The 26,269-nt window shown below is 72.1% G+C and carries 20 protein-coding genes and 1 tRNA gene; 12 read left to right on the top strand and 9 right to left on the bottom strand.

Annotation, left to right across the window (positions count from 1 at the left end; all coding sequences use genetic code 11):
* Nucleotides 1-81: 81 nt before the first annotated feature.
* The 3 genes from crtD to WMF20_RS03915 are packed head-to-tail and all read left to right on the top strand — an operon-like array spanning nt 82 to nt 3,007.
* Nucleotides 82-1,638: a 1-hydroxycarotenoid 3,4-desaturase CrtD gene (gene crtD / locus WMF20_RS03925; RefSeq protein ID WP_437610803.1), complete on the top strand. Its 1,557-nt coding sequence runs from the start codon at nt 82-84 to the stop codon at nt 1,636-1,638.
* The gene (locus tag WMF20_RS03920) at nt 1,635-2,519 is read left to right on the top strand and encodes a carotenoid 1,2-hydratase (protein WP_437610801.1); all 885 of its coding nucleotides are present in this window, start codon (nt 1,635-1,637) and stop codon (nt 2,517-2,519) included. The genes crtD and WMF20_RS03920 overlap by 4 nt, the downstream gene beginning before the upstream one ends.
* Nucleotides 2,516-3,007, top strand: a complete 492-nt coding sequence (locus WMF20_RS03915; protein WP_437610799.1) for a beta-carotene hydroxylase — start codon at nt 2,516-2,518, stop codon at nt 3,005-3,007. Before WMF20_RS03920 ends, WMF20_RS03915 begins: the two co-directional genes overlap by 4 nt.
* On the opposite strand, the gene WMF20_RS03910 is transcribed toward WMF20_RS03915, so the two are convergent.
* From WMF20_RS03910 to WMF20_RS03900, 3 genes are read right to left on the bottom strand one after another with little or no spacing between them, the layout of a single operon-like run.
* Nucleotides 2,992-4,455, bottom strand: coding sequence for a lycopene cyclase (locus WMF20_RS03910; protein ID WP_437610797.1), 1,464 nt, complete (start codon nt 4,453-4,455; stop codon nt 2,992-2,994). The two genes, WMF20_RS03915 and WMF20_RS03910, sit on opposite strands and share 16 nt — an antisense overlap.
* Nucleotides 4,452-5,408 carry a phytoene/squalene synthase family protein gene (locus tag WMF20_RS03905; RefSeq protein WP_129573060.1) on the bottom strand — a complete coding sequence of 319 codons (957 nt, stop codon included), beginning with the start codon at nt 5,406-5,408 and terminating at the stop codon, nt 4,452-4,454. The genes WMF20_RS03910 and WMF20_RS03905 overlap by 4 nt, the downstream gene beginning before the upstream one ends.
* Nucleotides 5,389-6,969 carry a phytoene desaturase gene (locus WMF20_RS03900; RefSeq protein ID WP_437610795.1) on the bottom strand — a complete coding sequence of 527 codons (1,581 nt, stop codon included), beginning with the start codon at nt 6,967-6,969 and terminating at the stop codon, nt 5,389-5,391. The genes WMF20_RS03905 and WMF20_RS03900 overlap by 20 nt, the downstream gene beginning before the upstream one ends.
* Nucleotides 6,970-7,026: 57 nt before the next feature.
* On the opposite strand from WMF20_RS03900, the gene WMF20_RS03895 reads away from it, so the two are divergent.
* Nucleotides 7,027-8,031: a MerR family transcriptional regulator gene (locus WMF20_RS03895; protein ID WP_437610793.1), complete on the top strand. Its 1,005-nt coding sequence runs from the start codon at nt 7,027-7,029 to the stop codon at nt 8,029-8,031.
* 42 nt (nt 8,032-8,073) lie between these two features.
* On the opposite strand, the gene WMF20_RS03890 is transcribed toward WMF20_RS03895, so the two are convergent.
* On the bottom strand, nt 8,074-8,649 hold the full coding sequence (locus WMF20_RS03890; RefSeq protein ID WP_437610790.1) for a YtfJ family protein: 576 nt from the start codon (nt 8,647-8,649) through the stop codon (nt 8,074-8,076).
* A 371-nt stretch (nt 8,650-9,020) separates the two neighbouring features.
* Here WMF20_RS03890 and WMF20_RS03885 point away from each other — a divergent pair, with 371 nt between their 5' ends.
* The 3 genes from WMF20_RS03885 to WMF20_RS03875 all read left to right on the top strand — a co-directional run bounded on the left by WMF20_RS03885 (nt 9,021) and on the right by WMF20_RS03875 (nt 11,802).
* Nucleotides 9,021-9,485: an Hsp20/alpha crystallin family protein gene (locus WMF20_RS03885; protein WP_129573057.1), complete on the top strand. Its 465-nt coding sequence runs from the start codon at nt 9,021-9,023 to the stop codon at nt 9,483-9,485.
* An 85-nt stretch (nt 9,486-9,570) separates the two neighbouring features.
* Nucleotides 9,571-9,951 (top strand): Hsp20/alpha crystallin family protein, encoded by a 381-nt coding sequence (locus WMF20_RS03880; protein WP_237245014.1) that lies wholly within the window; start codon nt 9,571-9,573, stop codon nt 9,949-9,951.
* 192 nt (nt 9,952-10,143) lie between these two features.
* On the top strand, nt 10,144-11,802 hold the full coding sequence (locus WMF20_RS03875; protein ID WP_437610787.1) for a hypothetical protein: 1,659 nt from the start codon (nt 10,144-10,146) through the stop codon (nt 11,800-11,802).
* 132 nt (nt 11,803-11,934) lie between these two features.
* Here the strand turns inward: WMF20_RS03875 and WMF20_RS03870 are convergent, their stop codons facing one another.
* Entirely contained in the window at nt 11,935-12,654 is a 720-nt protein-coding gene (locus WMF20_RS03870) for a hypothetical protein (RefSeq protein WP_437610785.1), read from the bottom strand.
* Nucleotides 12,655-13,301: 647 nt separating this feature from the next.
* Between WMF20_RS03870 and WMF20_RS03865 the strand changes: the two genes are divergently transcribed.
* The 3 genes from WMF20_RS03865 (at nt 13,302) to WMF20_RS03855 (ending at nt 17,920) form a co-directional block, all read left to right on the top strand.
* Nucleotides 13,302-14,951: an adenylate/guanylate cyclase domain-containing protein gene (locus tag WMF20_RS03865; protein WP_437610783.1), complete on the top strand. Its 1,650-nt coding sequence runs from the start codon at nt 13,302-13,304 to the stop codon at nt 14,949-14,951.
* A 169-nt stretch (nt 14,952-15,120) separates the two neighbouring features.
* Complete coding sequence (locus tag WMF20_RS03860; RefSeq protein ID WP_437610780.1) at nt 15,121-16,920, top strand: glutamate--tRNA ligase; 1,800 nt, start codon at nt 15,121-15,123, stop codon at nt 16,918-16,920.
* A gap of 82 nt (nt 16,921-17,002) precedes the next feature.
* Nucleotides 17,003-17,920: a glutamate--tRNA ligase family protein gene (locus WMF20_RS03855; RefSeq protein WP_437610778.1), complete on the top strand. Its 918-nt coding sequence runs from the start codon at nt 17,003-17,005 to the stop codon at nt 17,918-17,920.
* Nucleotides 17,921-17,997: 77 nt separating this feature from the next.
* On the opposite strand, the gene WMF20_RS03850 is transcribed toward WMF20_RS03855, so the two are convergent.
* Nucleotides 17,998-18,351, bottom strand: a complete 354-nt coding sequence (locus tag WMF20_RS03850) for a hypothetical protein (RefSeq protein WP_437610775.1) — start codon at nt 18,349-18,351, stop codon at nt 17,998-18,000.
* Nucleotides 18,352-18,400: 49 nt separating this feature from the next.
* Between WMF20_RS03850 and WMF20_RS03845 the strand changes: the two genes are divergently transcribed.
* Together WMF20_RS03845 and WMF20_RS03840 are read left to right on the top strand one after the other, a co-directional pair.
* On the top strand, nt 18,401-19,714 hold the full coding sequence (locus WMF20_RS03845; protein ID WP_237245011.1) for an MFS transporter: 1,314 nt from the start codon (nt 18,401-18,403) through the stop codon (nt 19,712-19,714).
* Nucleotides 19,715-20,097: 383 nt separating this feature from the next.
* Nucleotides 20,098-20,700 carry a hypothetical protein gene (locus WMF20_RS03840; RefSeq protein WP_437610773.1) on the top strand — a complete coding sequence of 201 codons (603 nt, stop codon included), beginning with the start codon at nt 20,098-20,100 and terminating at the stop codon, nt 20,698-20,700.
* Nucleotides 20,701-21,276: 576 nt separating this feature from the next.
* Here the strand turns inward: WMF20_RS03840 and WMF20_RS03835 are convergent.
* The 3 genes from WMF20_RS03835 to WMF20_RS03825 all read right to left on the bottom strand — a co-directional run bounded on the left by WMF20_RS03835 (nt 21,277) and on the right by WMF20_RS03825 (nt 26,011).
* A complete protein-coding gene (locus WMF20_RS03835; protein ID WP_437610771.1) occupies nt 21,277-23,160 on the bottom strand; it encodes a protein kinase domain-containing protein in 1,884 nt (627 codons plus the stop codon).
* A gap of 85 nt (nt 23,161-23,245) precedes the next feature.
* Entirely contained in the window at nt 23,246-25,237 is a 1,992-nt protein-coding gene (locus WMF20_RS03830) for a globin family protein (protein WP_437610769.1), read from the bottom strand.
* A 697-nt stretch (nt 25,238-25,934) separates the two neighbouring features.
* Nucleotides 25,935-26,011, bottom strand: a tRNA-Met gene (locus WMF20_RS03825).
* Nucleotides 26,012-26,269 lie beyond the last annotated feature (258 nt).

Raw genomic sequence — 26,269 nt, 5'->3', positions numbered from 1 at the left:
TGATCAAGGGATTGTCAACAGTTTGAACACTAGTTAAACAAAGTATAGACAAACCACCCGCGCCGGGTACACTGCGGCTCCATGGTGGACACACGAGATCGCGTCGTGGTGATCGGCGGGGGCATCGGCGGGCTGACCGCGGCCGCGCTCCTTGCATCGAACGGGCTCGACGTCGTGCTACTCGAGCGGGCGGCGCGCGTCGGCGGAAAGATGCGCGAGGTGGCCATCGGCGATCGCCGCCTCGACGTCGGCCCGACGGCGCTCACGATGCGGTGGGTCTTCGACGAGATCTTCGCGTCGCTCGGGCAGAGCTTCGGGGACTGCGTGCCGCTCCGCCCGGTCGAGACGCTCGCGCGCCACGCCTGGCCGGACGGCTCGACGCTCGATCTCTTCGCGGACCTCGAGCGCAGCGCGGACGCGATCGGCGCGCTCGCGGGGGCGCGGGAGGCGGACGGGTACCGCCGGTTCTGCCGGTACGCGCGCGAGATCTTCGACGTGGTGGAGGCGCCGTTCCTGCGCGCGGAGCGGCCCACGCTCAAGACGATCCTGAGCACGGCGGGCAGCCTGGGCCTCGGCGGGATGATGAAGATCGACGGGCACCGCACCCTCCACCGCGCGCTCGGCGACTTCTTCGCGGACGCGCGCCTCCTGCAGCTGTTCGGGCGCTACGCCACCTACTGCGGCTCGTCGCCGTACCTCGCGCCGGCGACGCTGAGCGTCATCGCGCACGTGGAGCGCGAGGGCGTCTGGCTCCCCGAGGGCGGGATGTACCGGGTGGCCGAGGCGCTCGCCGCGGCCGCGACCCGCGCCGGGGCGACCCTGCGCTGCGGCGCGCACGTCGCCGGCATCGAGGAGGGCCGCGGCCGGGCGACGGGCGTCGTGCTCGAGGGCGGCGAGCGCATCGAGGCCGACGCGATCGTGATGAACGCCGACCCGGCGGCGCTGCGGAGCGGCCTGTTCGGCCAGCGCGCCGCCCGCAAGGCCCCGGCCGAGGCGCCGCGGTCGCTCTCGGCGGTCACCTTGGCGCTCGTGGCCGAGGTGAGCGGCTTTCCCCTACTCCGGCACAACGTCTTCTTCTCGAGGGACTACGAGGCCGAGTTCCGCCACCTCTTCGATCGCGCCGAGGCCCCGCGCGACCCCACCATCTTCATCTGCGCCGAGGACCGCTGGAACCAGCCGTCCCCCGAGCTCGCCGCGGCGCCCGCGCCTGCAGAAGAGCGCCTGTTTTTCATCGTCAACGCCCCTGCGACCGGTGATATGCACACCCTCTCATCCACGGAGATCCACGAATGGGAACAGCGCGTGTTCCAGCAACTGCACCGGTTCGGCCTCTCGCTGAAGAGCACCGGCCCCTCGCCGGTGGCGACGACGCCGGCGGACTTCGAGCGCATGTTCCCGGCGACGGGGGGCGCGCTCTACGGGCCGGTGTCCCACGGGTGGAACTCCACCTTCGCGCGCCCGGCCTCGCGCTCGAAGCTCCCGGGCCTGTACTTCGCCGGTGGGAGCGCGCACCCGGGGGCGGGCGTGCCGATGGCGGCGCTGAGCGGCCAGCTGGCGGCGCGGAGCGTGATGGAGGACCTCGCTTCGACCTCGAGATCCCGAGCGGCGGCTACGCCTGGTGGTACCTGGACGCGGTGAGCGACGACGGCCGGAGCGCGATCACGATCATCGCGATGCTCGGGAGCGTCTTCTCGCCGTACTACGCCAGGGCCCGCGCGCGCGGCGCCGCGGACCCGCTCATGCACTGCGCGATGAACGTCGCGCTGTACGGCCCGCGCGCCGATCGCTGGGCGCTGACCGAGCGGCCGCGGGGCGCCGTCTTCCAGGCGCCGCGGTCGCTCGCCATCGGCCCGAGCGTGATGGAGTGGTCCGGGGGCGAGCTCCGCGTCGCCTTCGACGAGGTCACGGCGCCAGTCCCCTCGCGCCTCGCCGGGACGGTGCGCCTCCGCCCGTCCGCGCCCGAGCCCGCGGCGCTGGGCGCGCGCGCCGGGGTCGCGCTGGACCGCTGGGGGCGGCACCGCTGGTCGCCGCTCGCGCCGATCGCGCGCGCCGAGGTCGAGCTCGCGCACCCGTCGCTGCGCTTCTCCGGCAGCGCCTACCTCGACACGAACGCCGGCGACGAGCCGCTCGAGCGCGCGTTCGACCGCTGGACCTGGTCGCGCGCGCTCGGCTCGGACGGGATCGCCCTCACCTACGATGTCCGGCGCCGCGACGGCACGCGCGTGCTCCTCTCGCCCGCGTTCGACGCGGGGGGCGGCGCGCGCGAGCTCCCGCCGCTCGCCCCGCGGCCGCTCGGCGACACGCGCTGGGGCATGGCGCGGGAGATCGCCGCCGACCCGGGCTCCTCGCCGCGGCTCCTCCGCACCTACGAGGACACGCCGTTCTACGCGCGTTCCCTCGCGGCCGCGACGTTCGCCGGCAAGCCGGCGACGGTCGTCCACGAGGCCCTCTCGCTCGACCGCTTCGCCAGCCCCTGGGTGCAGTTCCTCCTGCCGTTCCGCATGCGGAGGGCGCGATGACGCTCGCGATCTGGATCGCCACGGCGCTCGCCGCCTTCGCGATCATGGAGGTGTGGGCCGCGCTCCTCCACGGCAGGGTCTGGCATCACGCCCTCTGGAGCATCCACCGCTCCCACCACACGAAGCGGCGCGGCGCCTTCGAGCAGAACGACGCGCTCGCGTTCCTCCACGCCCCGATCGCCGCCGGGCTCATCATCTACGGCGGCGAGGGCGCGCCGGGACCGCTGCGCGAGGCCGCGTTCGGCTTCGGCCTCGGTATGACCGCCTTCGGCCTCGCGTACGTCCTCGTCCACGACGGCCTCGTCCACCGGCGGCTCCCGGTCTCGGGCCTCGCGCGCATCCCCTACCTCGCGCGCGTCCGCGACGCGCACCGCGTCCACCACAGCACCGGGGGCCCGCCATACGGCCTGTTCCTCGGGCCCCTCGTCCTCGCGCGCCGGGCAGCGGCGGGCGCCGCGGAGGACGCGCCCCCTCAGCGCGCGCGGTAGAGCTCCCGCGCGAGCCCCGCGCCCCAGCGGCCGATGGCCCGGAGCGGCAGCGCGCTCACGACCTCGCGGTACACCTCGGGCCGCCGCGCCGCCGTCTCCCGCAAAAACCGAACAAAATCGGCGGGTTGCATCTCGTCGCGCAGGAGCGCCGCGTAGGCGTCGTCGCCCATCGCGTGGAGCACGGCGAACGCCGTGTTGAGGAGCGCGTTCATCTCCCCTGCCCTCGCCCCGCCGGCCGGCCTCGCCATGAGGGCCGCGAGCGCGCCCGTGCCCGAGTGCACCGGCGCGTCGCGCGCCGTGCTCGGCGCGCTCGGGTCCGCCACCGCGCGCGCCAGGTCGGCGGCCGTGGTCGCGAGCTCGCGGACGTTCGCGCCGAAGCCGCAGAACGTCAGCGGCGAGTGCCGCGCCGCCGCGTCGCCCACGAGCCGCACCCGCCGCCCCGGCGCGCGCGGCGCGGCCGACAGCCGCGACCAGCCGGGGATGAACCCGAACGTCGGCCGGACGAGGCGCGCGTCGCCCTCCTTGTACCGCGAGAGGAGCCGGAAGAACCGCGCGTAGAGCGACAGGAGCGCGCCCGGCCCGACGTCCCCGGAGCGCGCGTAATAGAAGAGGTAGACCGTCGTCTCGCCCGGCCGCCCCGGGAACGCCTCCCAGAGGTGCTGCCGGCCCTCCTCGACGTCCTCCGTGGTGGCGAGGATCTCGCCGACGTCCGGCCGGATCCGCCGCGCGCCGTCGCCCTCGGCCAGCCCCGCGAGCACGCCGCCGACCGTCGGACAGACCAGATCCGCGGTCGCGTAGGGGCTCGCCGCGCCGCGCGCGTCGACGAGGAGCCGCGCGGACAGGCCGCGCGGCGCGGCGCCCGGCCGCGCCTCGGCCACCGCGAGCGCGACCGCGTCCGGACCCTCCGCGTGCCCGAGCAGCGCGTGCCCGTCGAGCAGCGTCACCCCGAGCGCCTCGGCCCGGGCCCGCGCCGCGGCGAGCAGACCCCCCGCGTCGATGGCGTGATCGAGCACGCCGCGCACCGGGTACGTCCCGCCGCCGTGCCAGCGGCACAGCCCCTCGACGTAGCGGGCGACCACGAGCCGCCCCACCTCGCCCGGCGCGAAGATCCCCGACGCCTCGAGCGCGGCCACCTCGGCCGTCCCGGCGTTCCACTCGCGGTGCGCCGCGCCGATCCGCGCCCGGTCGAGCACCGCGACCCGCAGCCCGGCCGACGCGAGCATCGGCGCGAGCAGGAGCGACAGCCCGCCGCCCGCGACGACGACGTCGAAATCGACGGCGGCGCCCCGGTCCGGCGGCCGCGGCGGCGCCGCCGGCCCCGAGGGCTCGGCCCGCGCCGCGTCGAGGTGCTCGAGGCGCGCGAGCAGCGCCTCGCCGCCCGCCTCGCGCACGCGCGCCCGCGCCGCGTCGAGCTCCCGCGCCGCCGCGCCGCCCGCCCCGGCGCTCATCGGGCCGCCTCCAGGAGGAAGCGGACCTCGTCGAGCGGCGGCGCCGCGCCGAGCTCGCGCTCCTCCGCCGGCGCGACCGGCCTGCGGACGAGCGCCTGCAGCACCAGCCACAGCTTGCGGCCCGGCGACACCACGGCCCGCGCCGACACCGAGTCGAAGCCGCGGCGCGCGACGGCGCGCCCGATGTCCGCGTAGATCAGCCGCGCCGCCTGGATCGCGGCGCGGCAGTCGCGCGGCAGCATCGGGATCCCGGCGCCCGCGCGGCGGTAGAGCACCTCCGCCTCGGCGAGCAGCCGCGAGACGATCCGCCCCAGCCGGTCGTCGAAGGCGGGCCGCAGGAGCCACGCGTCCGGCTCGATCCCGGCCTCGCGCATCCACGCGAGCGGCAGGTAGATCCGCCCGCGTCGGGCGTCCTCCCCGACGTCGCGCGCGATGTTCGTGAGCTGCATGGCGACGCCCAGATCGCACGCCCGCGCGAGCGCGTCGGGCCCGCGCGCCCCCATGAGCGTCGACATCGTCGCGCCCACGGCGCCCGCCACGCGCGCCGCGTAGGCGTTCAGCTCCGGGAGCGTCTCGTAGCGGCGCCCCTCCGCGTCCCACGCGAACCCCTCGAGCAGCGCCTCGATGAACGCGCGCGGCAGCGCGTGCGCCGCCATGACGTGGGCGAGCGCCCGGTCGACGGGGCCGTCGTCGGGGCGGCCCGTCGCCGCGCGCGCGAGCCGCTCGCGCAGGGCCGCCACCGCCGCCGCGGCCGCGGACGGCGGGGCGTGCTCGCCGAGCTCGTCGACCGCGTCGTCGGCGACGCGGCAGAACGCGTAGAACGCCGCGGCCGGCTCCCTCACCCGCGCGGGCAGGAGGAGCGCCGCGGCGGCGAAGCTCTTCGACCCCTTGCGCAGGAGCGCCCTGCACGCGGCGAAGTCCGCCGCCGACGCCTCAACGGAAGGTCGATGCATCCGGCACCACCCGATCCAGCACGCGCGCCGACGAGAGCACCCCGGGCAGGCCGGCCCCCGGGTGCGTCCCTGCCCCGACGAGGTAGAGGTGCTCGACGTCCTCGCTCGCGTTGTGGGGCCGGAAGAAGGCGCTCTGCGTGAGCACCGGCTCCGGCCCGAACGCCGCGCCCCGGAACGACAGCAGCCGGTCCTGGAAATCCTGCGGCGTGAGGAGCCGCGAGCTCGCGAGCGCGCCCTCGAGCCCCGGCAGGAGCGTCGCCTCGAGCAGCGCCGCGACGGAGCGCCGGTAGCGCTCCTGGGTCGCGGGCCAGTCCGTGCCGCTGAGCAGGTTCGGCACCGGCGACAGCACGTAGAACGCGTCGCACCCGGGCGGCGCGAGGGCCGGGTCCGTGGCGGTCGGCCGGTGCAGGTACAGGCTGAAATCGTCTGCGAGCACGTGCCTCTGGAAGATGTCCTCGAGCAGCGGCTTGTACCGCGGGCCGAGGAGGATGGTGTGGTGCGCGACGTCCGGGTACTGCCGGCGCGTGCCGAAGTACCACACGAAGAGGCTCATCGAGTAGCGCTGCCGCTCGATGCGGCGGTCGGTCCAGCGCCTCCGCGCCTCGGGCGCCACGAGGTGCCGGTACGTCCACGCCGAGTCCGCGTTCGAGACCACGACGTCGGCCGCGAGCCGCTCCCCCGACGCGAGCTCGACGCCGCGCGCGCGGCCGCCCTCGACCGCGATGCGCCGCACCTCGGCGCCGCACCGCACCGACCCGCCGAGCCCCTCGATGAGGGCCACGAGCCCGCGCACGAGGGCGCCGGTGCCGCCGATCGGGAAGTGCACGCCCCAGTTGCGCTCGAGGAACGCGATCAGGCTGTAGATCGAGGTGGTCGAGAACGGGTTCCCGCCGACGAGCAGCGGGTGGAAGCTCAGCACCTGGCGCAGGCGGTCGTCCTTCACGTGCTTCGCGACGAGCCCGTAGACCGTGCGGTAGCTCTCGAGCCGCATCATGTCAGGCACGATGCGCGCCATGTCCGTCCACGACCCGAACGGCACGTGGGCGAGCTCCTCGAAGCCGACGCGGAAGATCGCCTCGCTCATCTTGACGAAGCGCTCGTAGCCCGCGACGTCGCCGGGTGACAGGCGCGCGACCTCGGCGCGCATCGCGGCGGCGTCGCCCGTGTAGTCGAAGGTCACGCCGTCGTGGAAGCGGATCCGGTAGAACGGCGTCACCGGCCTGAGGTCGATGTCGTCGGCCATCTTCCGGCCGCAGAGCTGCCAGAGCTCCTCGAAGAGGAACGGCGCCGTGATGACGGTCGGCCCCGCGTCGAAGGTGAAGCCGTCCTGCCGGTGCACGTACGCGCGCCCGCCCGGCGCGTCGAGCTTCTCGACGACCGTGACCTCGTAGCCCCGCACCCCGAGCCGCACGGCCGCCGCGAGCCCCCCGAAGCCGCTGCCGATCACGACGGCGCGCGGCCTGGATCCCCGGCGGCCCGCCCGCGGCGGGGCAGCCCCGTCCTCGCCCGGCGAGGCGCCGGGCCGCTCTTCCTGCGCCGACGAAGCGCTGGTGTTTTGCATGGCGGCGAGTATAAAGTTTGTCCCAGCCTTTGACAAAGGCGAAAGCATCTGCACAAGATGACCTTCCTGGGCCTCGCTGCCCGTCGGCTCGGCGCGTCGAGCCGGCGCTGGCGGCCGCGGCCCGGCGGGTCGACCAGGGTTGTCCACGTGAGCCGCTACAGAATCCATGCCGTCTCCAAGATGTGTGGCGTGTCCTCGGCGACGCTGCGCGCGTGGGAGCGCCGGTACGGCGTGCCGTCCCCTGCGCGCACGGCGTCGGCGTACCGCCTGTACAGCGATGACGACGTCGCGGTGATCAAGAAGATGCGCGACTACGTGAACGGCGGGATGGCGGCCGCCGAGGCGGCGCGCATGGTGCTCGAGACGGAGGCGCCGCGCGCGCCGGCGCCCTCGAACGGCGGCGACGCGTTCGCGGGCGCGAGCGAGCGCATCGTCGACGCCGCGATCCGGTTCGATCCCGACGGCCTCGAGGCCGAGGTGAACCGGGCCCTCTCGCTCGGCCCTGCGGTGACGATCTTCGAGCGCGCGCTCGGCCCGGCGCTCGAGCGGATCGGCGATCTCTGGCACGAGGGGAAGATCACGGTCGCGCAGGAGCACCTCGCCTCGCAGGTCCTCGGCGCGACGCTGGTGCACCTCCTGCGGCTCGCGCAGCCGGGCGAGAGCGGTCGGCGCGTGCTGCTCGCCGCCTTCGCCGACGAGGATCACGTGCTCGGGCTGTTCGGCATCGGCCTGCGCTTCTGCGCGTGGGGTTTCCGCTCGATCGTGCTCGGCCCGAGGACGCCGCCCGCCGCGATCGCGCGCGCGGTCGAGTCGCTCGCGCCGGACATTGTCGCGCTGACGGTCGCGATCCCGCCGCCGCCGCCGACCGCGCGCGAGCTCGTCGACGCCTACGCCGACGCCTGCCGGGACGCGGCGTGGATCGTGGGCGGCGCGGGCTCCGAGGCGCTCCGGCCGTTCATCGAGGCGCGCGGCGGCATCGTGGCGGCCGCGGACATCGCGGAGATCCGCACGCAGGTCGAGTCGGCGCTGCTCTCGCGCCGCCGCCGCAAGGACGCGAGCTGAGCGCGCGCCGCGGTCGGCCCTCGACCTTGGCGCGCGCCGCTGTCAGCCATCGACCTCGTTGCGGAGCAGGTCGAGGACCCTCGTCTGCGCCTCGGGCTTGAGCTTGCCCTCGGCCGCGAAGAGCACCTGGCCGCTCTTGCCGACGAGGACGACGTTGCTGATCCCGCGGCGGAGGCGGTAGGCCTCGCGGAAGGTGCCGTCCCAGTCGCAGTAGATGGTCGCGCCGACCTTCCGCGACTCCTCGCGGATGGCGTCCTTCACGAACCCCTTCGCCGGCCAGAAGTCGTAGGAGCTCACGTCGGCGATCGCGGTGACGGCCATGGCTCGCCGGTAGCGGTCGCCCTTCGCGAGCTTCGCCAGCGCGTCCTTGAGCGCCTGGTTCTGCGCCGTCGAGTCCTTGTCCTCGTACATGATGAGGATCGGCTTGCCCCGCAGCGCCTTGAGCTGGAGCTCGCGGCCGTCGGCGTCCTCCACGCGCGCGTTCGGCGCCCGGTCGCCCACGGTCGGCAGCGCCAGCGCGGCGCCCGAGATCAGCGCGAGGGACAGCGCTCCGGCGGATGCGGCCGCGAGGAGGCGGGCGGTCCACGAGCGGCGGGCGGTGGGCGGGCGGTTCGGCATGTCCATGGTTCGTAGCAATTTCAGGAATGCATTTCTAGGGTCGTTCAAGCTGGTCGATCTGCCGGGCGCGCGCGGCCGGAGCGTCTTGCTGGAGCTTGCCGGGGGCGTCTTGCGGGTGTCCTGGAGGTCCTCTGCGGGAGGCTGGCCGCGGCTGTCGTGTCCGCTTTTCCTGGCGGTCTGGTGCGGGGAGAGGTGGCTGGCCCGGCTCTTGACACCATCGGCGGCGTGCGAAGATTGGGCGGTGCGAAGAGACCGGCTCTCGGAGCCAAGGTCCCGTAACGCTACAACAAAAGGGCCGTCGCGAGCAGGGTGACGGCGCCGCGGGCGAGGCCCCGGCGCGCGCCGCGCGCGGGGGTCACGGAGGAGTCGTCATGCTGAACCGTTACACGGATTTCGATCGCACGTTTGCCATGATGGATGAGCTTCGCCGGCGGATGGATCGGGTGTTCGAGGACTACGACGCGCCCCGCTCGTCGCTCCGCGGCGAGTTCGACCAGTCGCCCCGGTACACGCCTGGCCCGCGCATCCACCTGTATGACACGGGCAGCGCGCTGGTCGTGAAGGCGGATCTTCCTGGGCTGACGGAGAAGGACGTGCAGATCTCGCTCAACCAGGACGTCCTGACGGTGAGCGGCGAGCGCAAGTCGGACGCGCCCGAGGGGTATCTGGTCCACCGCAAGGAGCGGGGCGGGGTGCGCTTCAGCCGGAGCTTCACGCTGCCGAGCAAGGTCGATCCCGAGAAGACGACCGCGGTGCTGAAGAACGGCGTGCTGACGCTGACGCTGAACAAGGCCGCCGAGGCGCAGCCGCGGCAGATCACGGTGACGGCGCGCTGAGGCGGGCGGGAGCCGACGGAGAGGGGCGCTCCCACGAGCAGCGGATTTGGAATGCACTGAAGAAGGCGAGGAAGGAGTGAAGAAGATGAGCACCGATCGCAACTTGACGAACCGCGCTGAGACCAACCCTGAGAAGATCCAGCAGCGCCCTGCGGTGCCCCCGGCGGTGGACATCTACGAGAACGCCGAGGAGCTCCTGGTCGTGGCGGATCTCCCGGGTGTGACGCAGGATCGTCTGGCCATTCGCCTGGAGAAGGGGGAGCTGAGCTTCGAGGGCCGGCGCGCCGACGCGGCCGAGCGCGAGCAGAGCGCGGACAACCTGCCGGACTTCCGTCGCAGCTTCGTGGTCCCGCAGGGCATCGACTCGGACAGGATCTCCGCGGAGCTCCAGGCGGGCGTCCTGCGGATTCACCTGCCGAAGAGCGCGTCGCTCAAGCCCCGTCAGATCCCGATCAGCGCGGGCTGATGTGGCGTGAGAGCGGTCGAGGCACCGCGTCGCCGGCGAAAGGCGGGCCCCTCGGGGCGGCGTCGGGGCGGCGCGCGGTGCCTCTCGCGCGTTCGGGGTGCCCTCTGTCGAGGAGCCCCCTGTCCTGGGGGGGCCGGTCTCGGCTACTGTTTCGGCGTGCCTCCTCTGCGTCGTGTCCTGCCATCCTTTGCCTTGACCGCGCTGCTCGTCTCCGGCTGCGGCGCGCTGCTCGGCCTCGACGAGTTCACCGATGCGCCGGCCACGGGCTCCGGGGGGACCGGGGGCGGCGACGCGACGCCTTGCGAGCGGGGCGATACGCGGGCGTGCTACGAGGGCGCGAGCGAGACCGAGGGTGTCGGCATCTGCGCGCCGGGCACGCAGACCTGCGGCGCGGACGGGAGCTGGGGGGCGTGCGAGAAGCAGGTGCTTCCGGGAGAGGAGGACTGCAACGAGAGGGGCGATGAGGACTGCGACGGCGTGGGGTGCAGCGACGTCGTGTGGGCGAGGATCTTCGGCACCGGGCCTCTACAGTGGGCGACGTCGGTGGCGATCAGCCCGAGGGGGGATCGCATCGCGCTCGCTGGCCTTTATCGACACGAGATCAACTTCGGCCCTGATCCCATGACGGCCCTGGCGGCGGATGGCGGCGCCGCCTTCCTTGCCGTATTCGATGGTGAAGGCAACCATGTGTACAGTTATTCGGTGCCGACCGATGACAGCTGGCCTGTGGTGGCGCTGGACGCGGAGAGCAATGTGTTCTTCGCGGCCAGCTACACGGAGACCGTGAACCTCGGCGGCGGCGATCTCCCCGTCAGCGGGGGCAGCGACATGGTTGTCGCCAAGTTCGACGCGCACGGCGGTCACGAGTGGAGCAAGAATTTCGGCGGTCCGGACAATCGGGAGACCGAGCCGCTGGACATCGCTATGGCCCCGGACGGCGCCCCGGTGATCACCGGCTTCTTTATCGGCACGGTGAGCTTCGGCGGTCCGCCGCTGGAGGCGGCAACGACGTCGGACACAGACGGCTTTCTCGTAAAATTGAGCGGTGATGACGGCAGCCACGTCTACAGCGTCCGGATCGGGGATCGCACCGGTGATGCCCCGGGCGATCAGGTGGCCAAAGGCGTCGGGGTCGATGCGATGGGCCGCGCGGTGGTCGCCGGCACGTTCGTGAACTCGGTCGACCTCGGTTCCGACCACACGCGTGACGACCCCGACAACATGGGAGTGTTCGGCTGGGTGGCTCGGTACGACACGCAAGGAATGCCGCTCTGGATCGCCAGCTTTAGCCATGACAATGACGGCAGCACGGTCGAGATCACCGGCGTCGACGTCGATCGAGCTGGCAATGCTGGCATCGTCGGGCACTTCTCGGGCAGCGTCAGGTTCCCAGCCACGAGCGACGTCAAAGTCACGCGTAAGACGACCGGCGCCGACGACCGCGATCTGTTCGTCGTTCGCCTTTCAGCGAGCGGCACTCACTCGTGGTCGAAACAGTTCGGAGACACGACCGTTCAGAGCTGGGACATGCCGTTACAGGGTGTCGCGTTCGACAGCGAGGGGGGGCTCGTCTTCGCCGGCGGTTTCCGCGGGAAGATGGATTTCGGCGGCGGGGAGCTGACCGCCGACGACGCTGACTGGTTCATCGCCAAATTTGACGCCTCAGGAACTCACCGGTGGAGTCACCGTTATGGTAGCGGCGCGGCTTTCCAGGGAGCAACCACCGCGGCGATCCACTCGGTGACGCACGAGATCATCGCGGCGGGCGTGAGCGACGGCACGATCGACCTGGTAACTCCTCCACTCACGACCGATACTCTCGGTGTGGTGATGGCGCGAATGTCGCCCTGAACGCGATGCATGAACCACCGGAAAATCTCGGCTATGGCGAATCGCCCTCGTGTCGTACGGGCGACCCGCGTCATTGTGCCTATCAAGCCCTGTCGGATTCCAACGACGCAGGCTGACACGGCGGTCGAAGGGTCATCCATCCGGATTGCCCTGGAGCTTCAATGTCCATGTCGCTTCCGCTCCGCACGCGGTGCCCTCCACATGCCGCACCTCGATGGCGAACCAGAGGCCGTCCTCCGCGATCGCCTCATCGTCCCAGATAGCCGTGAACGACTCAGGCGTGCCCTGCCCCCTCACGCCGGACGCGAAGCAATCGGGCGCAGCACCTAGGAGTTCCCCTTGATAGACGATCAGATCGAAGTTCATCCCCGGCGGCGAGGTTAGCGTGGCCTTGAAGCTCTCGGTGCTGGGCAGTGGAATTACAATGGGCTCGTCGACGACATAGACTTTGAACCACTTCGACGTGGTCCCTGTCACCGTCACCGAATCGGCGCCGTCATCGCCCGAGATCTCACCGAGGTCCTCTGCCCCCGCACACGTGTTCGGCGAGCCGTAGTCGCATTCGCTCGCCGCGCCTCCGGCGCCGCCCGCACCCGCGCCGCCATCGCTGCTTCCGCCCTCGCCCCCGGCGCCGCCGACCCCGGCGGAGCTCGAGCTCGAGCTTGAGCTCGCTCTCGAGCTCGAGGAGGCGTCCACCCCTCCGGCGCCGCCCTCGCCTCCCCCGCCGCCGCTTCCGCCTCCGCCGGCTTGCTCCTCGTAGTACCCGGGCATCAACTCGTCGGTGCCGTTGGCGCACGCAGCGAGGATGAGGAGGAGCGCAGGAACGACCAGCTGCCGGTGGGGCGTGAGCATTGAGAGCATTCTATCTGCTCTCGCGAGAGCGGTCCAAGGAAGCCACCCGGTGGAATGCGATACCGTGACGATGCGCACCACGGGCCCGTAACGCTCGCGACCCGCCGAGTTGCATCCGTTACCATAAACCTGAATTTCCCAGGAGCTGACGAAGGTGCACCGCACCGCAGCACGGACGGCCGCAGCAACGTCCTCGATACACACCTGGAACTCGGCACCTGGAACGCTGCACGGGACCGCCACCTGGCGCGCTGCGTGGGCGGGGAGGACATCGCTCCCTCCCCCCCGTCCAGCGTCGAGTAGGCCCGTCCAGACGAGCGCCAGATCCCCGGACCCCCGCTCGCTCCCCCGGCCCCCCTCGCACCGCGCCCGCCCCGTCCCACCGGCGCGCATCCACCTCGGCCCTCAGCATCGGCCCAGCGCGCTTCCGCCCCGTCCGCCGCATCGGCCCAGCGCGCCTCCGCTCCGTCCGCCGCGCTTCCGCGCCGGCGCGCATTTCGATAGGCTCGACGTCCCTGACGCTGAAGCCCGCCCTCGACGCCCTGCTCTCGCTGCGCGCGAAGACGCTGCTGGCGATCGCCGCCACGCTGCTCGGGCTCAGCTTTGCCCTCTACGGCGTCTCGTCGCGGGCGCTCCTCGCCAACTCCATGGCCGCCGAGGCGCAGGACACGCGCCGCACCGTCCAGGTCGCCCTCAACCTGGTGAGCCAAGCCGTCCACGACTTCAACGCCCGCTGGACCGACTGGAGCCAGTGGGACGACGCGCACGCCTTCGTGCAGGACGGCAATCAAGAGTTCGTCCGCTCGAACCTCGTCGCCGAGCTCTTCGATATCGCCCGGATCGATCTCGCCGTCTTCGCCGATGCGGACGGAATCCCCGTGTACAGCACCGGTTACGATCGCGCCGGGAAGCGCTGGGCCCCGCTCCCTCGAGGCATCGCCGAGCGGCTCCGCATCGGCGATCTCCTGTTCGGGCAGGACGCGCCGCCGAGCGCGGTCCGGGGCGGCATCGTCCTCCTGCCGGACGGGCCCATGCTCGTCTGCTCCCAGCCGAGCGTCGGCAGCTCGGGCCGCGGGCCCGTCGCCGGCACGGTCACGTTCGGCCGCTTCCTGACGGACGCCGAGCTCAGGCGCCTCACCGAGCCCGCCGGCCTCTCGCTCGCCGTGCGCCGCCTCGACGACCCCGACCTGCCCGCCGACTTCCGCGAGGCCCGCGCCGCCATGGACGACCCCGAGCCGATCCTCGTCCACCCGCTCGGCGAGGACCGGATCGCCGGGTACACCGTCCTCGACGACATCGACGGCCGGCCGGCGCTGCTCCTGCGCGTGGACAACGACCGGGCGATCCTCAGGATGGGCCACGACACCCTGCGCTACCTCGTGCTGGTGACGGTGCTCGTCGGCCTGGTCTTCGGGGGCGTCACCCTGCTGCTCCTGGAGAGGCTCGTCCTCTCCCGGCTCGCCCGGCTCAGCCGGGAGGTCACCGACATCGGCGGCGTCGGCGATCTCTCGGCGCGGGTCGCCATGCCGGGCACCGACGAGCTGTCGCGCCTCACCGGCTCGATCAACGGCATGCTCTCGGCCCTCGAGGCGAACGCCCGGCGGCAGAGCCAGCAGAAGGCCGCGCTCGAGCAGGCGAAGGCGGCGGCGGAGCGGGCCCACGAGCGCTCGGACCGGCTCCTCCTCAACATCCTGCCGCGGTCCATCGCCGAGCAGCTGAAGGAGCACGAGCAGCTCATCGCCGAGCACTTCGAGGAGGTGACCATCCTCTTCGCGGACATCGCCGGCTTCACCTCCCTCGCCGCGCGGCTGAGCCCGACCGAGGTCGTCGGCCTCCTCAACCGCATGTTCTCGTCGTTCGATCAGCTCGCCGACCAGCACGGGCTGGAGAAGATCAAGACCATCGGAGACGCCTACATGGTCGTCGGCGGCCTGCCGGCGCAGCGCCCCGACCACGCGAGGGCGATAGCGCGGATGGCCCTCGCGATGACCCGCGCCATGAGCCAGTTCCCGGCCGACGACGGCGAGCCGTTCCGGCTCCGGATCGGCATCAACACCGGGCCTGTCATCGCCGGCGTGATCGGCAAGAAGAAGTTCAGCTACGATCTCTGGGGCGACGCGGTGAACGTGGCGAGCCGCATGGAGTCGAGCGGAGAGCCCGGGCGCGTCCAGGTGAGCGAGGCGAGCTATGCCCTGCTCCGGGGGGACTTCCTCCTCGAGGAGCGGGGCCTCGTGGCGATCAAGGGCAAGGGCGCGATGAAGACCTATTGGCTCCTCGGCGAGAAGACACCGCGGTAGCGCGGCGGCCGCGCGACGCGCGACGCGCGACGTCCGACGCAGGGCGCGTTTCGCCCGGCGCGGCCGCGCGGATCGCGGCGTCCGCGCCCGAGGCCGCGATTGACAAGGCCGGGCGGGCGTGCAATGGCTGCCCCCCCGCCCGATGTCAGACCTGGAGCGACGCGCCCTCATGGACAAGCAGGCAACGAACGAGACGACGCTTCCCGTCACCGTCCGCGAACCGGGCCCCGGAGAGGACCGCGACGAGCTCGTGCGCCTCCTGTTCGGCGACGCCGCCGCGTCGGCCAAGCGGCCCGAGGAGTACGAGGCGCGCTATCCCCGCCGCCCCCTGCCCAAGGGCGCGATGGTCACCCGCTACGCGCCGAGCCCGACCGGGTTCATGCACATTGGCGGCATCTTCGTGTCGCTCATCAACAAGCGGCTCTCGGTCCAGAGCGAGGGAGTCTTCTTCCTCCGCCTCGAGGACACCGACGTGAAGCGCGCCATCCCCGGCGCGCTCGACACCATCGTCGACTCGCTCGCGCGCTTCGATCTCTCGCCCCAGGAGGGCGTGCTCCGCGCGCCGGCGAAGGAGGGCGGCGGGCCGGAGGCGCGGGGCGAGTTCATCCAGCAGGGCAGCTACGGCCCCTACATCCAGACGGAGCGGGTCGAGATCTACCGGGATTACGCGATCGACCTCATCCGCCGCGGCTTCGCCTACCCCTGCTTCTGCACGGTCGAGGAGCTCGACGCCATCCGGCAGGAGCAGATGGCGCTCACGGTCAAGCCCGGATACCACGGCCGGTGGGCGAAGTGGCGCGACGCGCCGCTCGCCCGGGTGAAGGACGCGCTCGCCAGCGGCACCCCGTTCGTGCTCCGGCTGCGCGCCCCGGACGACGTCTCGGGCCGGGTCGAGTGGAAGGACGGCGTGAAGGGCGTCATCTCGATGCCGGTCAACGATCTCGACACCATCCTCCTCAAGTCGGACGGCATCCCGACCTACCACTTCGCCCACGCCGTCGACGATCACCTGATGCGGACGACGCACGTGATCCGCGGCGACGAGTGGATCTCGTCGATGCCCCTCCACCTCCAGCTCTTCCGCGTGCTCGGGTTCAAGCCGGTCGAGTACGCCCACGTCCCGCCGATCCAGAAGCTCGATCGCGTGGAGGAGACCGACCCGGAGACGGGCGAGCAGAAGGTCTCGGACGCGCGGCGCAAGCTGAGCAAGCGCAAGGATCCCGAGGCGAACATCGAGTATTACCGGGAGATCGGCGTCCCGGAGACGGCCACGATCGAGTACCTGCTCAACATCGCCAACTCCGCGTTCGAGGACTGGCGCAAGGCGAACCCCGACAAGCCCTATTCCGCCTTCCCCCTCAAGCTGAACAAGCTCGCCCCCGGCGGCGCCCTGAGCGACCTGGTCAAGCTGAAGAGCGTCAGCCAGGCGGTCGTGAGCCGGATGAGCGCCGAGGAGGTCTACACCCAGGGGCTCGACTGGGCGAGGGCGTACGACAGGGAGCTCGCGGCCCTGATGGAGCGAGATCCGGAGTACACGAAGCGCGCGCTCGGCATCGAGCGCGGCGGCAAGAAGTCGAACAAGCGCATCGTCACCTGGCCCGACCTGCGCCCTCAGCTCTTCTTCTTCTACGACGAGCTCTATGACGGCCTTCAGTCGTTCGATTTCCCCGAGAACGTCCCGGAGGCAGACCGCTCGGCGGTGCTCAAGCAGATGCTCGACGCCTTCGATCCGGCCGATTCGAAGGAGGCGTGGTTCGAGAAGGTCCGGCAGATCGGGGTGACCCTGGGCTACGCCGGCGAGGTGAAGCAGTACAAGGCCTCTCCCGAGTCGTGGAAGGGCCATGTCGGCGACGTCTCGATGGTGGTCCGGGTCGCGATCTGCGGGACGCGCAACAGCCCCGATCTGGCCGAGGTCATGACGGTGCTCGGCGAGGAGCGCGTGCGGGCGCGCCTCGCGCGCTTCCTCTGAGGCGCGGGGTGACGGGCCCGCGGGCGGCGCGCCAAGGGCGCGGGCGGCCCGAGCGCCGCGTCCGGCGGCGGCAGGAGGAACGATGAGCGAGGTGTGCCGGTTCGCCCCGTCGACCACCGGGCCGGCCCACCTCGGCACGCTCGCCGCGGCGCTGCTCGCTTGGCTCGACGCGCGGTCGCGGGGCGCGCGGCTGCTGCTCCGGCTGGAGGACCTCGATCCCGACCGATGCCGGTCCGAGTTCGCGCGCTCCCTGGAAGAGGATCTCGCGTGGCTGGGGCTCGATTTCGACGAGCGCGTCGAGCAGCACACCCGGCGGGCGCACCACGAGACAGCGATGGACCGGCTGGAGGCGCTCGGCGCGCTGTACCCCTGCCCCGCGACGCGCGAGGAGGTGCGCGCGATCGGCCGGCGCGCGCCCGACGGCGGCTGGGCCTACGACAACCGCGGCCGCGGCCGCGCGCTGCCGCCCGGCGGGTGGCGCGCGAGCGCGGAGCCGATCCGGGCACGGCTGCCGGACGGGGTGTTCCGGCCCGTCGACGAGGGCGGGCTCGACCTGTCGCAGGAGCCCGCGCTGGCGATGGGCGATCCGGTGGTGCGCCGGCGCGACGGCGCGTTCTCGTACCAGCTCGCGGTGGTGGTCGACGACGGGGCGGCGGGCGTGACGCGCGTCGTCCGGGGGCGCGACATCGCGCCGAGCACCGCGACGCAGGCGGCGCTCCAGGCGCTGCTCGGGCTGCCGGCGCCGGTCTACCGCCACCACCTGCTCCTCCTGGAGGAGCGCGGCGGCAAGCTGGCCAAGACGCACGGCGCGGCGCGCGGCGCGGCGCTCGCCCGGAGCGCGCCCGCGCTCTGCGGCGCGCTCGCGTGGTGCGTCGGCCTGCGGGATCGGCCGGAGCCGTGCACGCCGGCGGAGCTGCTGCGCGAGTTCAGCTGGGCGAAGGTCGCGACCGCGGACCGGGTCGTGGCGTGGCGAGACGGGGAGCTCGAGGTGCGCTCCTGACGAGGTCGCGCCGAGGAACAGCGTCGCCGTCTCAGGCCCTGACAGCGTCGCCGCCTCAGGCCCTCGATGAGCGCAGGTCAGGCGGGCAGCGGCGAGGCGACGAGGCTCAGCAACGGAAACAGGGCGACGATCGCGTTCGGACGCGGCAGATCGTCGTCGTCGTCGTCATCGCGCCGGCCATCGCGCCCGCGGCGGGAACGGCTCCCGAACAGCATCCAGGCACGCCGCGCCTGCGCGGCTAGGTCGCGCGCTCGGCCAGGCGCGGTGTCGTCTCCATGGGGCATCATGTCGGGCAGCCGCTTACCACGATTCTGGGCCGACGCGCCAGCTTTCTGCGCGCAGGCTCGACCGCTGCGCCCCCGAACGGCGTCCGCCCCGAACTGCGGATCGCCGAGACAGAACGCTCTCTCCGACAAGAGGAACAGCCGCACTGATTTTTGATGGGGTGGGCGCAGGGCGTCCCTGGCGGCACGCGCTCGAATGCGCCATGAACGTCGCCCGGACTCGTTCATGGCCGCCGATCTCACCGCCCTGAAGCCTTCGTCGCCTTTCGCCGCCTTCGAATCGCACGATTTCCGCGCGTACGCGGCAGCTCGCCTGCTCGCCACGATGGCGTACCAGATGCAATCGGTCGCCGTGGGGTTTCAAATTTACGACCTCACGCGCGATCCGCTCGCGCTCGGCTACGTGGGTCTCGCCCAGTTCCTCCCCATCGCGGGGTTGTCGCTCGCCTCCGGGCACGCGGCGGATCGCTTCGATCGGCGAGGGATCCTCCTCCTTTGCTATCTCACCTCGTCGCTCGCGGCGCTCGCGCTCTTCTTCCTCGCGCGCGCGCCGAGCCCGAACGTGTCGGCCATCTATGCCGTCCTCGTGCTCCTCGGCACGGTGCGCGCCTTCCAGGGGCCAGCCGGCTCGTCGCTCCTGCCGTCCCTCGTGCCCGTGGCCCACTTCCAGAACGCCGCGACGTGGCAGTCGACGCTCTGGCAGGTCGGGGCCATCGGCGGACCGAGCGTGGGCGGGCTGCTCTACGGCGTCTGGAAGGCGCCCGCGCCCGTCTACCTGACCGCGAGCCTCGCGCTCGGCGCGGCGTCCGCCGGCCTCCTGGCGGTGCGGGCGCGCACGGGGCGCATGGAGAAGAAGCCGCCGTCGCTCGCCACGGCGTTCGCCGGGCTGCGCTACGTCTACCGGAGGAAGATCCTCCTCGCGTCCATCTCGCTCGACTTCGTGGCGGTGTTCCTGGGCGGCGCGGTCGCGCTCTTGCCCATCTTCGCGACCGACGTGCTCCGCGTCGGCCCCCAGGGGTTCGGCCTGCTGCGCGCCGCGCCCGCGGTGGGGGCCGGGCTGATGGCCGTGCTCCTCGCGTTCCGGCCGATCGGGCGACACGCCGGGACGAAGATGCTCCTCTGCGTGGGGGTGTTCGGGCTCGCGACGGTCGTGTTCGGCCTGTCGCACAGCTTCCTCCTCTCGCTCGTCGCGCTGACCGTGATCGGCGCCGCCGACATGGTGAGCGTCGTCGTGCGGATGACCCTGGAGCAGCTCGCGACGCCGCCCGAGATGCGCGGCCGCGTGAGCGCGGTCAACATGGTGTTCGTCGGCGCCTCGAACGAGCTCGGAGAGCTCGAGTCGGGCACCCTCGCGAGGCTCATCGGGACCGTCCCTACCGTGATCGTCGGCGGCCTTGGGACGATCGCCGTCGTGCTGCTCTGGGGATGGCTGTTCCCCGAGCTGCGCGCGGTGGACAGGCTCGAGGACACGCGCGCGACCTCCGAAGAAGACGCCGCCGAGAAGGCGTGACGAGCGCCGCGCGCGACGTGCGCCGCGCGCCCGCGCGGGCTCACGCTCGGCGGCGCGCAGCACACCGCCGCTGCCATGCTCGCGCCGCGCTAGACGAAAGATGAACGCGAGTCGTTCTCGCGAGGACCGAAGGAAGCCAATCCACGCTTCGGCCCCGCGACGAACGCGCGAAATGACTCTGCTGCGAAACCATTTGCGCACCGCGTACCGCCGTCCGCACGATTGGCAATTTGACGAGGACGGTATAAATGCACGCTGGGCGGCACGCAATCATCCAATGCATGACGATAATCGCAGCCAGGCTGTTCTAATTGCTTGACACAGAGGGACAATAGGACCTTACATATCTCATGGACTCGATTATCGCGTGGGCGGTTGGTATCATGATCGCATGGGCCCCGCCCGGGACGAGCCACATCAAGGACGCGGTCGAGACGCCCGAGGACGGCCGCGCGCGCTATCACGAGATCGCGCGCGCGGCGGCGAAGGTGGCGTATGATCCCGAGTTGAAGCCGCTCTTCGGCGGCCCGCGCGGGCGAGCCGAGACGATGGCGCTGCTCCTGTCGATCGCGTATTTCGAGAGCGGCTACCGCCGGGACGTGGACCTCGGCCTCGGGAAGCTCGCGCGCGGCTCGGGGGTCGACTCCTGTCTGCTCCAGATCCGCGTCGGCGCCGGCAAGACCCGGGAGGGGTGGTCGCACGAGGACCTCGTCTCGGATCGCGAGAAGTGCTTTCGCTCGGGGCTCGCGCTGATCAGGCGATCCTTCGGGGCGTGCCGCAAACAGGAGGCGCGCGACCGGCTCAGCGCATACACGCGCGGCAGGTGTATCGTCAACGACAAGCACTCGAGAGCACGTATCGGACGCGCGCAGAACGCGCCGCGCGCGCCGATGGCGGACGAGGCGGTGCTCGCCTCCGTGCAGGGGGGCAAGGCCAAACCCGCTCCGCGGGCGGCGCCGGCGGCGGCGGCGGGAAACGATAGCTAGACGCGGCCGGACCAGGACCAGGAGCGTTCCGAGACGCCCGGCCCCCGCCTTCCCGCTGAAAGCTCGGCTAGGCGCCGGGGACGCCGACAGAAAAGCTATCGTCGACTGGCGCCCTCGGAAGATCGGCAGATCAATCGCTCCTCGAGCACCTATGCTGTGGAGCAGAGTCTGGCTCAGGCCGGCCCGATGCCCTTTGGCTCGGAGAGCCGGGGTGCTGTAGATTCCCCGCCAACACCGGAGGACGACGATGAAGCTCACCTATTTTGCAGTGCGCGGACGCGTGGAAGTCGCCAGGCTCATGATGGATCTGAGCGGCGTGCCTTACGAAAACGAGCTCATTCCTCTGGAGAGATGGATTCAACCAGCTGCTCCGCGCGACGACCGCCTTCTCGGCCGACCGCGTCCGCGCGTACGCGCGCAGCGATCGGCGGCCCCGCACGTGGACCATCCCCATGGCCACCTTCGGCGGGACACCCGAAGAGACCCACCCGTGGACCGACTGAGGTCCGACCGGGCCGGAGACGCCACCTTCGCCCTCGACCAGCCCGGCAGCGACGGCTCGCCGCGGCGCGCGGCTCAGCCGCGGAGCAGGGACATGGCCGCGTCGGCGGTGAGGTAGCTCTTGCTCTTCATGCCGAGGCGGATCGACGACAGGCTCACCTCGGACTCGCCCTGGATCGCCGCGAGCGTCAGCGCGTTGTGGCAGTAGATGTTGATGAGCTTCGGGCTGCCGCCGCTCCTCGCGTGCAAGAGCTGCTGTGACGCGAGGTCCAGCTTGAGCCCACGCCCGCTCCCCCCGACCGACCGCATCCTGAAGTCGATGTACTCGATCATCTCCTGCTGCGTCATGCCGGGGAGCAGGAGCGATTGCGCGCCGGTGTAGAGCTCGCGCGGCACGCCGTTCGACGCGAGCGTCGCAGGCAGATCGGGGGCGCCCACCAGGATCATCGACAGCCGGCCCAGAGGGGCGCAGCGGAGGATGTCGTGGAGCTCCATCAGGAGCTCGTGATCCTCCGGATCGACGCCGTCGATGACCAGGACCGCGATCGCGTCCGGCCCGGCGCGGAGCAGCGCCTGCCCGAGGAACGCGTCGACGAGGAACTGCTGGCTCAGGGTCGGGGAGATGGCCGCCGCCCCCACCTGCCTGCACAGCGACACGAGAGGCCGCGTCCCGAAGAGCAGCTGCGGCTCGATCGTGAAGACGTGGATGCGAGGGACCTTGTTCTTGATCATCTCGCACACGAACGTCCGGCCGCTCCCGGGCTCGCCCACGAGGATCGCAGGGCGCTGCCCGGCGACGATCTGCGACGCCAGGGTCCTCAGGATCCAGGCATACGGGCCCGCATCCCAGAAGGAGCTCGGCTGCCGGATGTCGCTGAACGGATACCCGGTCAGGCCGAAATGGTCGCGGTAGCTGTACTGGCCGGTGAAATGCCCGAGCGCGGTCGAGCTGCTCACCAGGATCGTGCCCGTCGGCGTCGCGACCGAGCCCTTGGGCGCCGGCGGCAGCTCGCTCACCCGCGTATCGGAGAGATCCATCGTGGAGAGCAGGCTCGGGCGCTTGGGCTCAGGCAGCTCCCGCGGCCGCACGGTGCTGCGCCGGAGCATCAGCATGTCCTCGAGGAACGCCACGATGTGCCCGGCGGACGGGCGCTCCTGGGGCCGCTTGGCCATGCAGCGGCGCAGGAGCTCCGCGAGGAGCGGATCGATGTCCGGCATCGACACCTTCGGATCCGGGACCGGAGCGTGGCAGTGCGCCTGGAAGCAGCCGGCGAGATCCCGCGCCGAGTACGGCGTCCGGCCGACCAGGAGGTGGTAGAAGGTGCAGCCGAGGCTGTAGATGTCGGACGGGGGCGCGATCTCCTGCCCGGTCCACTGCTCCGGGCTCATGTAGAACGGCGTGCCCTCCAGCGAACGGGAGGCGCTGGTGCTGCCGAGCGGGCCGCTCTCCGGGTGCGACGCCAGGCCGAAGTCCGCGATCTTGAGCGTCCCCGAGGCGTTCAGGAGGAGGTTCGCGGGCTTGATGTCGCGGTGGGAGATGCCGAACGAGGCCGCGAGCTCGAGCGCCGCCGCGGCCTCGCGCATCTTCTCGATCCCGAACTGCTCCGGCAAGCGTCCGCCTTGCTGCTTGGCCGCCTGCGCCATGGTCAGGCCGTGGACGTACTCCATGGCGATGTAACGGACGTCCTCGTCCTCGCCGACCTGGAAGATCTGCACCACGTTCGGGTGGAGGAGGCGCGCCGCCGCCCGCGCCTCGCGCAGGAAGCGGTCGCGCCGGTCGGGATCCGTGTCCGCGCTCCCCTTCGCGATGAGCTTCACCGCCACGTCGCGCTGGAGGACCGTGTCCCGGGCCAGGTAGACGGCGCCCATCGCGCCGATGCCGAGCAGCTGGATCAGCTGGAAGGGGCCCAGCCACTGTCCCGCAAGGTGGTTCAGCGTCATCGCAGGATCCGCGATCATCGGAGAGTCATTCCCATCTTGACATCAAACCCCTGCGCTCGCCCGGCGCATGCGTCGGCGCGAGGTCACCACCCGGCCGCGCGGCTCACAGCCGGCCCCCGCCCGGCCCCGCGTCGCTCCGCGCCCGGCCCCGCCCCAGGATGTGGCCCATCGTGAAGGCGGAGAGGACCAGGACCGTGACGATGATCGGCACGGCGTAGGTCGCGAGCGACGCGACGCTGGGCGACGCCCGGTCCGCCGCGGCGCCCGCCCCGGCCGCGGCCCGGTCGGGCCCGCCCACCGTGAGCAGGATGGCCGTGGCCATCGAGGCGGCGATCGAGAGCAACGCGATCGCGAGCCCGGCGACGAGACCGCTCGGCCCGGTCGGCTCCTGCGCGGCCGCGAAGGCCGGCGCCGCGGGGGCGACGACCGGCGCCGCAGCGGGGACCGTCACGAGCGGACCGTCCAGCTTGACGTGGACGTTGAGGACCATGTCCTGCCCCGACCACGGGACGACGAGCCCCTGCGGGCCCGCCGGCACGCCGGCGGCCGGCCTCGGCCCCCGCGGCTCCTCGTGGTCGACGCCGCTGCTCGCCAGGGCCTCGTGGGCCGGGTTCGTCTGGTAGTGCAGCGTGTCGGCGTCCTCGTCGATCGGGCTCCTCGGGCGCTTCTTCTGCGGCATCACCTCCGTCACGCTCTGCGGGGCCGGCGCCCGCGGCTCCGACATCGGCGGCCGCTGCGGGCGCTCGCGGGCCGGCGCCGCGTCGGCCTTGCCCTGGGCCCCGCCGGCGACGTGCTCGGCGGCCGCCTTCTTCATGACGTCGGCGACGAGGCCGTAGACCTCCTTCCACGCCACCTCGACCTCGCGCGTGAAGCCGTCGCCCAGCCCCTCGCGCAGCGTCCAGAGCAGCGCCTCGCCCACCAGGTCGTAGTGGCGATCGACGACCATGTAGCCGTGGTGCCGGACGCCGAGCGCCTGGAGCACGGGCACGAGCCGGCCGAGGTTGTTCAGCCCGTCGACGGCCACGGCGAGCGTCTGCATGAGCTTCTTCTTCTGCTCGGCCATGTCGTTCTTGAAGAGCGGCCGCACCGACGGATCGAGCTCGAAGAGGCGGTCGTAGAAGAGCGCCGACGCCGCGTCCGAGATCGGCATCACCTTCGCCCACGAGCGCTGCACGAGCTCGATGGTGCGCTGGTTGATCGGCGCGCCCGCGCTCGGGCCAGCCGCTGCAGGCGAGGGCGCGGCGGCCGGCGGAGGCGGCTCGCCCTGCCACGGCGGGACGACCCCGACCAGCGTCCGCGCGGCCTGGGCCGACGAGGGCGGCGGCACCGACTTCGGCCGATGCACGGGATCCGCGGCCCCCGGGCGCGCCGCGGGGCCCGGCGCCGGCGGGGCGTGGCCCCGGGCGGCGTCCCTGCCGCCCGGGGCGGGCGTCGGCGGGAGCGCCTGCGTGGTGCCCACCGCCGCGTGCGCCGCGGCGCCCTTCTTCATGACGTCGGCGACGACGCCGTAGACCTCTTTCCACGCCGTCTCGACGTCGCTCGAGAACGCGTCGCCGAGCCCCTCGCGCAGCGTCCAGAGCAGCGCCTCGCCCACGACATCGTAATGGCGCTCGGCCACCATATAGCCCTGGTGGCGGACGCCGAGCGCCTGGAGCACGGTCACGAGCTTCGGCAGGTTGTTCAGCCCGTCGACGGCCACCGTGAGCATCTGCATGAGCTTCTTCTTCTGCTCGGCCATGTCGTTCTTGAAGAGCGGCCGCACGGACGGATCGAGCGTGAACAGCCGCTCATAGAACAGGGACGCCGCGGCATCGGAGATGGGCATCACCTTCGCCCAGGACCACTGCACGAGCTCGATGGTGCGTGCGCTCAGGAGCTCGGCGGGCGGCGCGGTGCGGGCGGCCTTGTTCAGGAAATCCGGGGCGCCGTAGGCCCCCGGCCCTCGCTGGGTGGCAGGCCCGGCCGACGTCGCGGGCAACGCGCGCGCCGCGGGCGCGGGCGCGCTGACCCCGCGTTGCGGCTTCGCGGCGTCCCCCGGCGTCGCGGAGCCGCGCGTGTTGGTCGGGGGAGCGAAGGGATCGTTCGGTTTGGCCATCGTGAGTTGTCCGCTGGGGGTTACCGGGATTGCATCGGTGAGTTGCGCGCTGTGGCGCGCGCGTTCAGAGCACAGGAGCTGCCGCTACCGCTATCCTACATCAGGGAGCCGGCGCCTGCCTACGGCGCGACGAGACCGCGGCGCTGACGAGGAGCGCGGCGCTGACGAGGAACGCGGCGCGACGAGAACCGCGGCGCTGATGAGGACTTCGGCGCGGCGAGGACCGCCGCGCGGCTCCCGCGGGGTGCGCGCCGCGGCGCTCTGGCTTCCCCCCCTGGATATCGCTGGAGAGCGACACGGGGTGGACCCGGCGCGAACGTCGGTGTCGGAAGAAGCGGTGCCCGCATCCCTGGTCCCCGGCCGCGCCTAACGCGAAGGGAGCGGCGCAAGGTTGGGGCATGGCCGAGGCTGCGGCCCCACGAGCTGGTGGGCGGGCTCGCATCGCCCGACGGCGACGGGGCTCGTGGCGATGAGCGGGACTGGCCGGCGGTGTTGCCGACGTGGCCCGGCGGCCGCGCGACGACTGCGAACAGGAAGGAGGAGCACGCGCGGCCGCTGGACCGCAGCTGCCGTGCGGCGAGTCACACGGTCGCCGAGGCGAGGTCCCGGAGGGCTGAACGCGAAAAACGCGAGGCGGCCAGGTTCGGCCAGCCCTCGCGTCCTTTTGCGTCGCTTCGTGCTGTGCTGCTTCGGGTCGTGGTTGCGCGGGCGGGATTTGAACCCACGACCTTCGGGTTATGAGCCCGACGAGCTACCAGGCTGCTCCACCGCGCGGGAGGGAATCTACTCACGGCCCTGCGCAGGTCAAGGATTCTCTCACGGCGCACGTCGCGGTCGTTGCCGTGGCGGTCGCGCGGCAGCCCCTCAGGCTGGCTGACGGTACCGCCGGGCAGGCTCATCGCTGGGACATCGCGGGCGTGCTCGACGCCGAAGAGGCGCTCGCCTGGACGAAGGCTCGGCTTCCGAGCTGGACGCGAGGTCCTGCGCAGCGCGCGACGAGCGCGTGGACGGTCGGAAACGGGATCGAGCGTG

Source organism: Sorangium sp. So ce834, assembly GCF_051521425.1.
GTDB lineage: Bacteria > Myxococcota_A > Polyangia > Polyangiales > Polyangiaceae > Sorangium > Sorangium cellulosum_D.
The sequence above is the reverse complement of the archived record's forward strand: the minus strand, read 5'-3'. Positions and strand labels throughout refer to the sequence as shown.

Coding starts and splice junctions, on each gene's coding strand:
- crtD (WP_437610803.1), top strand. CDS start 82: ATGGTGGACACACGAGATCGCGTCGTGGTGATCGGCGGGGGCATCGGC.
- WMF20_RS03915 (WP_437610799.1), top strand. CDS start 2,516: ATGACGCTCGCGATCTGGATCGCCACGGCGCTCGCCGCCTTCGCGATC.
- WMF20_RS03910 (WP_437610797.1), bottom strand. CDS start 4,455: ATGAGCGCCGGGGCGGGCGGCGCGGCGGCGCGGGAGCTCGACGCGGCG.
- WMF20_RS03905 (WP_129573060.1), bottom strand. CDS start 5,408: ATGCATCGACCTTCCGTTGAGGCGTCGGCGGCGGACTTCGCCGCGTGC.
- WMF20_RS03900 (WP_437610795.1), bottom strand. CDS start 6,969: ATGCAAAACACCAGCGCTTCGTCGGCGCAGGAAGAGCGGCCCGGCGCC.
- WMF20_RS03895 (WP_437610793.1), top strand. CDS start 7,027: ATGACCTTCCTGGGCCTCGCTGCCCGTCGGCTCGGCGCGTCGAGCCGG.
- WMF20_RS03890 (WP_437610790.1), bottom strand. CDS start 8,649: ATGCCGAACCGCCCGCCCACCGCCCGCCGCTCGTGGACCGCCCGCCTC.
- WMF20_RS03885 (WP_129573057.1), top strand. CDS start 9,021: ATGCTGAACCGTTACACGGATTTCGATCGCACGTTTGCCATGATGGAT.
- WMF20_RS03880 (WP_237245014.1), top strand. CDS start 9,571: ATGAGCACCGATCGCAACTTGACGAACCGCGCTGAGACCAACCCTGAG.
- WMF20_RS03870 (WP_437610785.1), bottom strand. CDS start 12,654: ATGCTCACGCCCCACCGGCAGCTGGTCGTTCCTGCGCTCCTCCTCATC.
- WMF20_RS03865 (WP_437610783.1), top strand. CDS start 13,302: ATGGCCGCCGAGGCGCAGGACACGCGCCGCACCGTCCAGGTCGCCCTC.
- WMF20_RS03860 (WP_437610780.1), top strand. CDS start 15,121: ATGGACAAGCAGGCAACGAACGAGACGACGCTTCCCGTCACCGTCCGC.
- WMF20_RS03855 (WP_437610778.1), top strand. CDS start 17,003: ATGAGCGAGGTGTGCCGGTTCGCCCCGTCGACCACCGGGCCGGCCCAC.
- WMF20_RS03845 (WP_237245011.1), top strand. CDS start 18,401: ATGCGCCATGAACGTCGCCCGGACTCGTTCATGGCCGCCGATCTCACC.
- WMF20_RS03840 (WP_437610773.1), top strand. CDS start 20,098: ATGATCGCATGGGCCCCGCCCGGGACGAGCCACATCAAGGACGCGGTC.
- WMF20_RS03835 (WP_437610771.1), bottom strand. CDS start 23,160: ATGATCGCGGATCCTGCGATGACGCTGAACCACCTTGCGGGACAGTGG.
- WMF20_RS03830 (WP_437610769.1), bottom strand. CDS start 25,237: ATGGCCAAACCGAACGATCCCTTCGCTCCCCCGACCAACACGCGCGGC.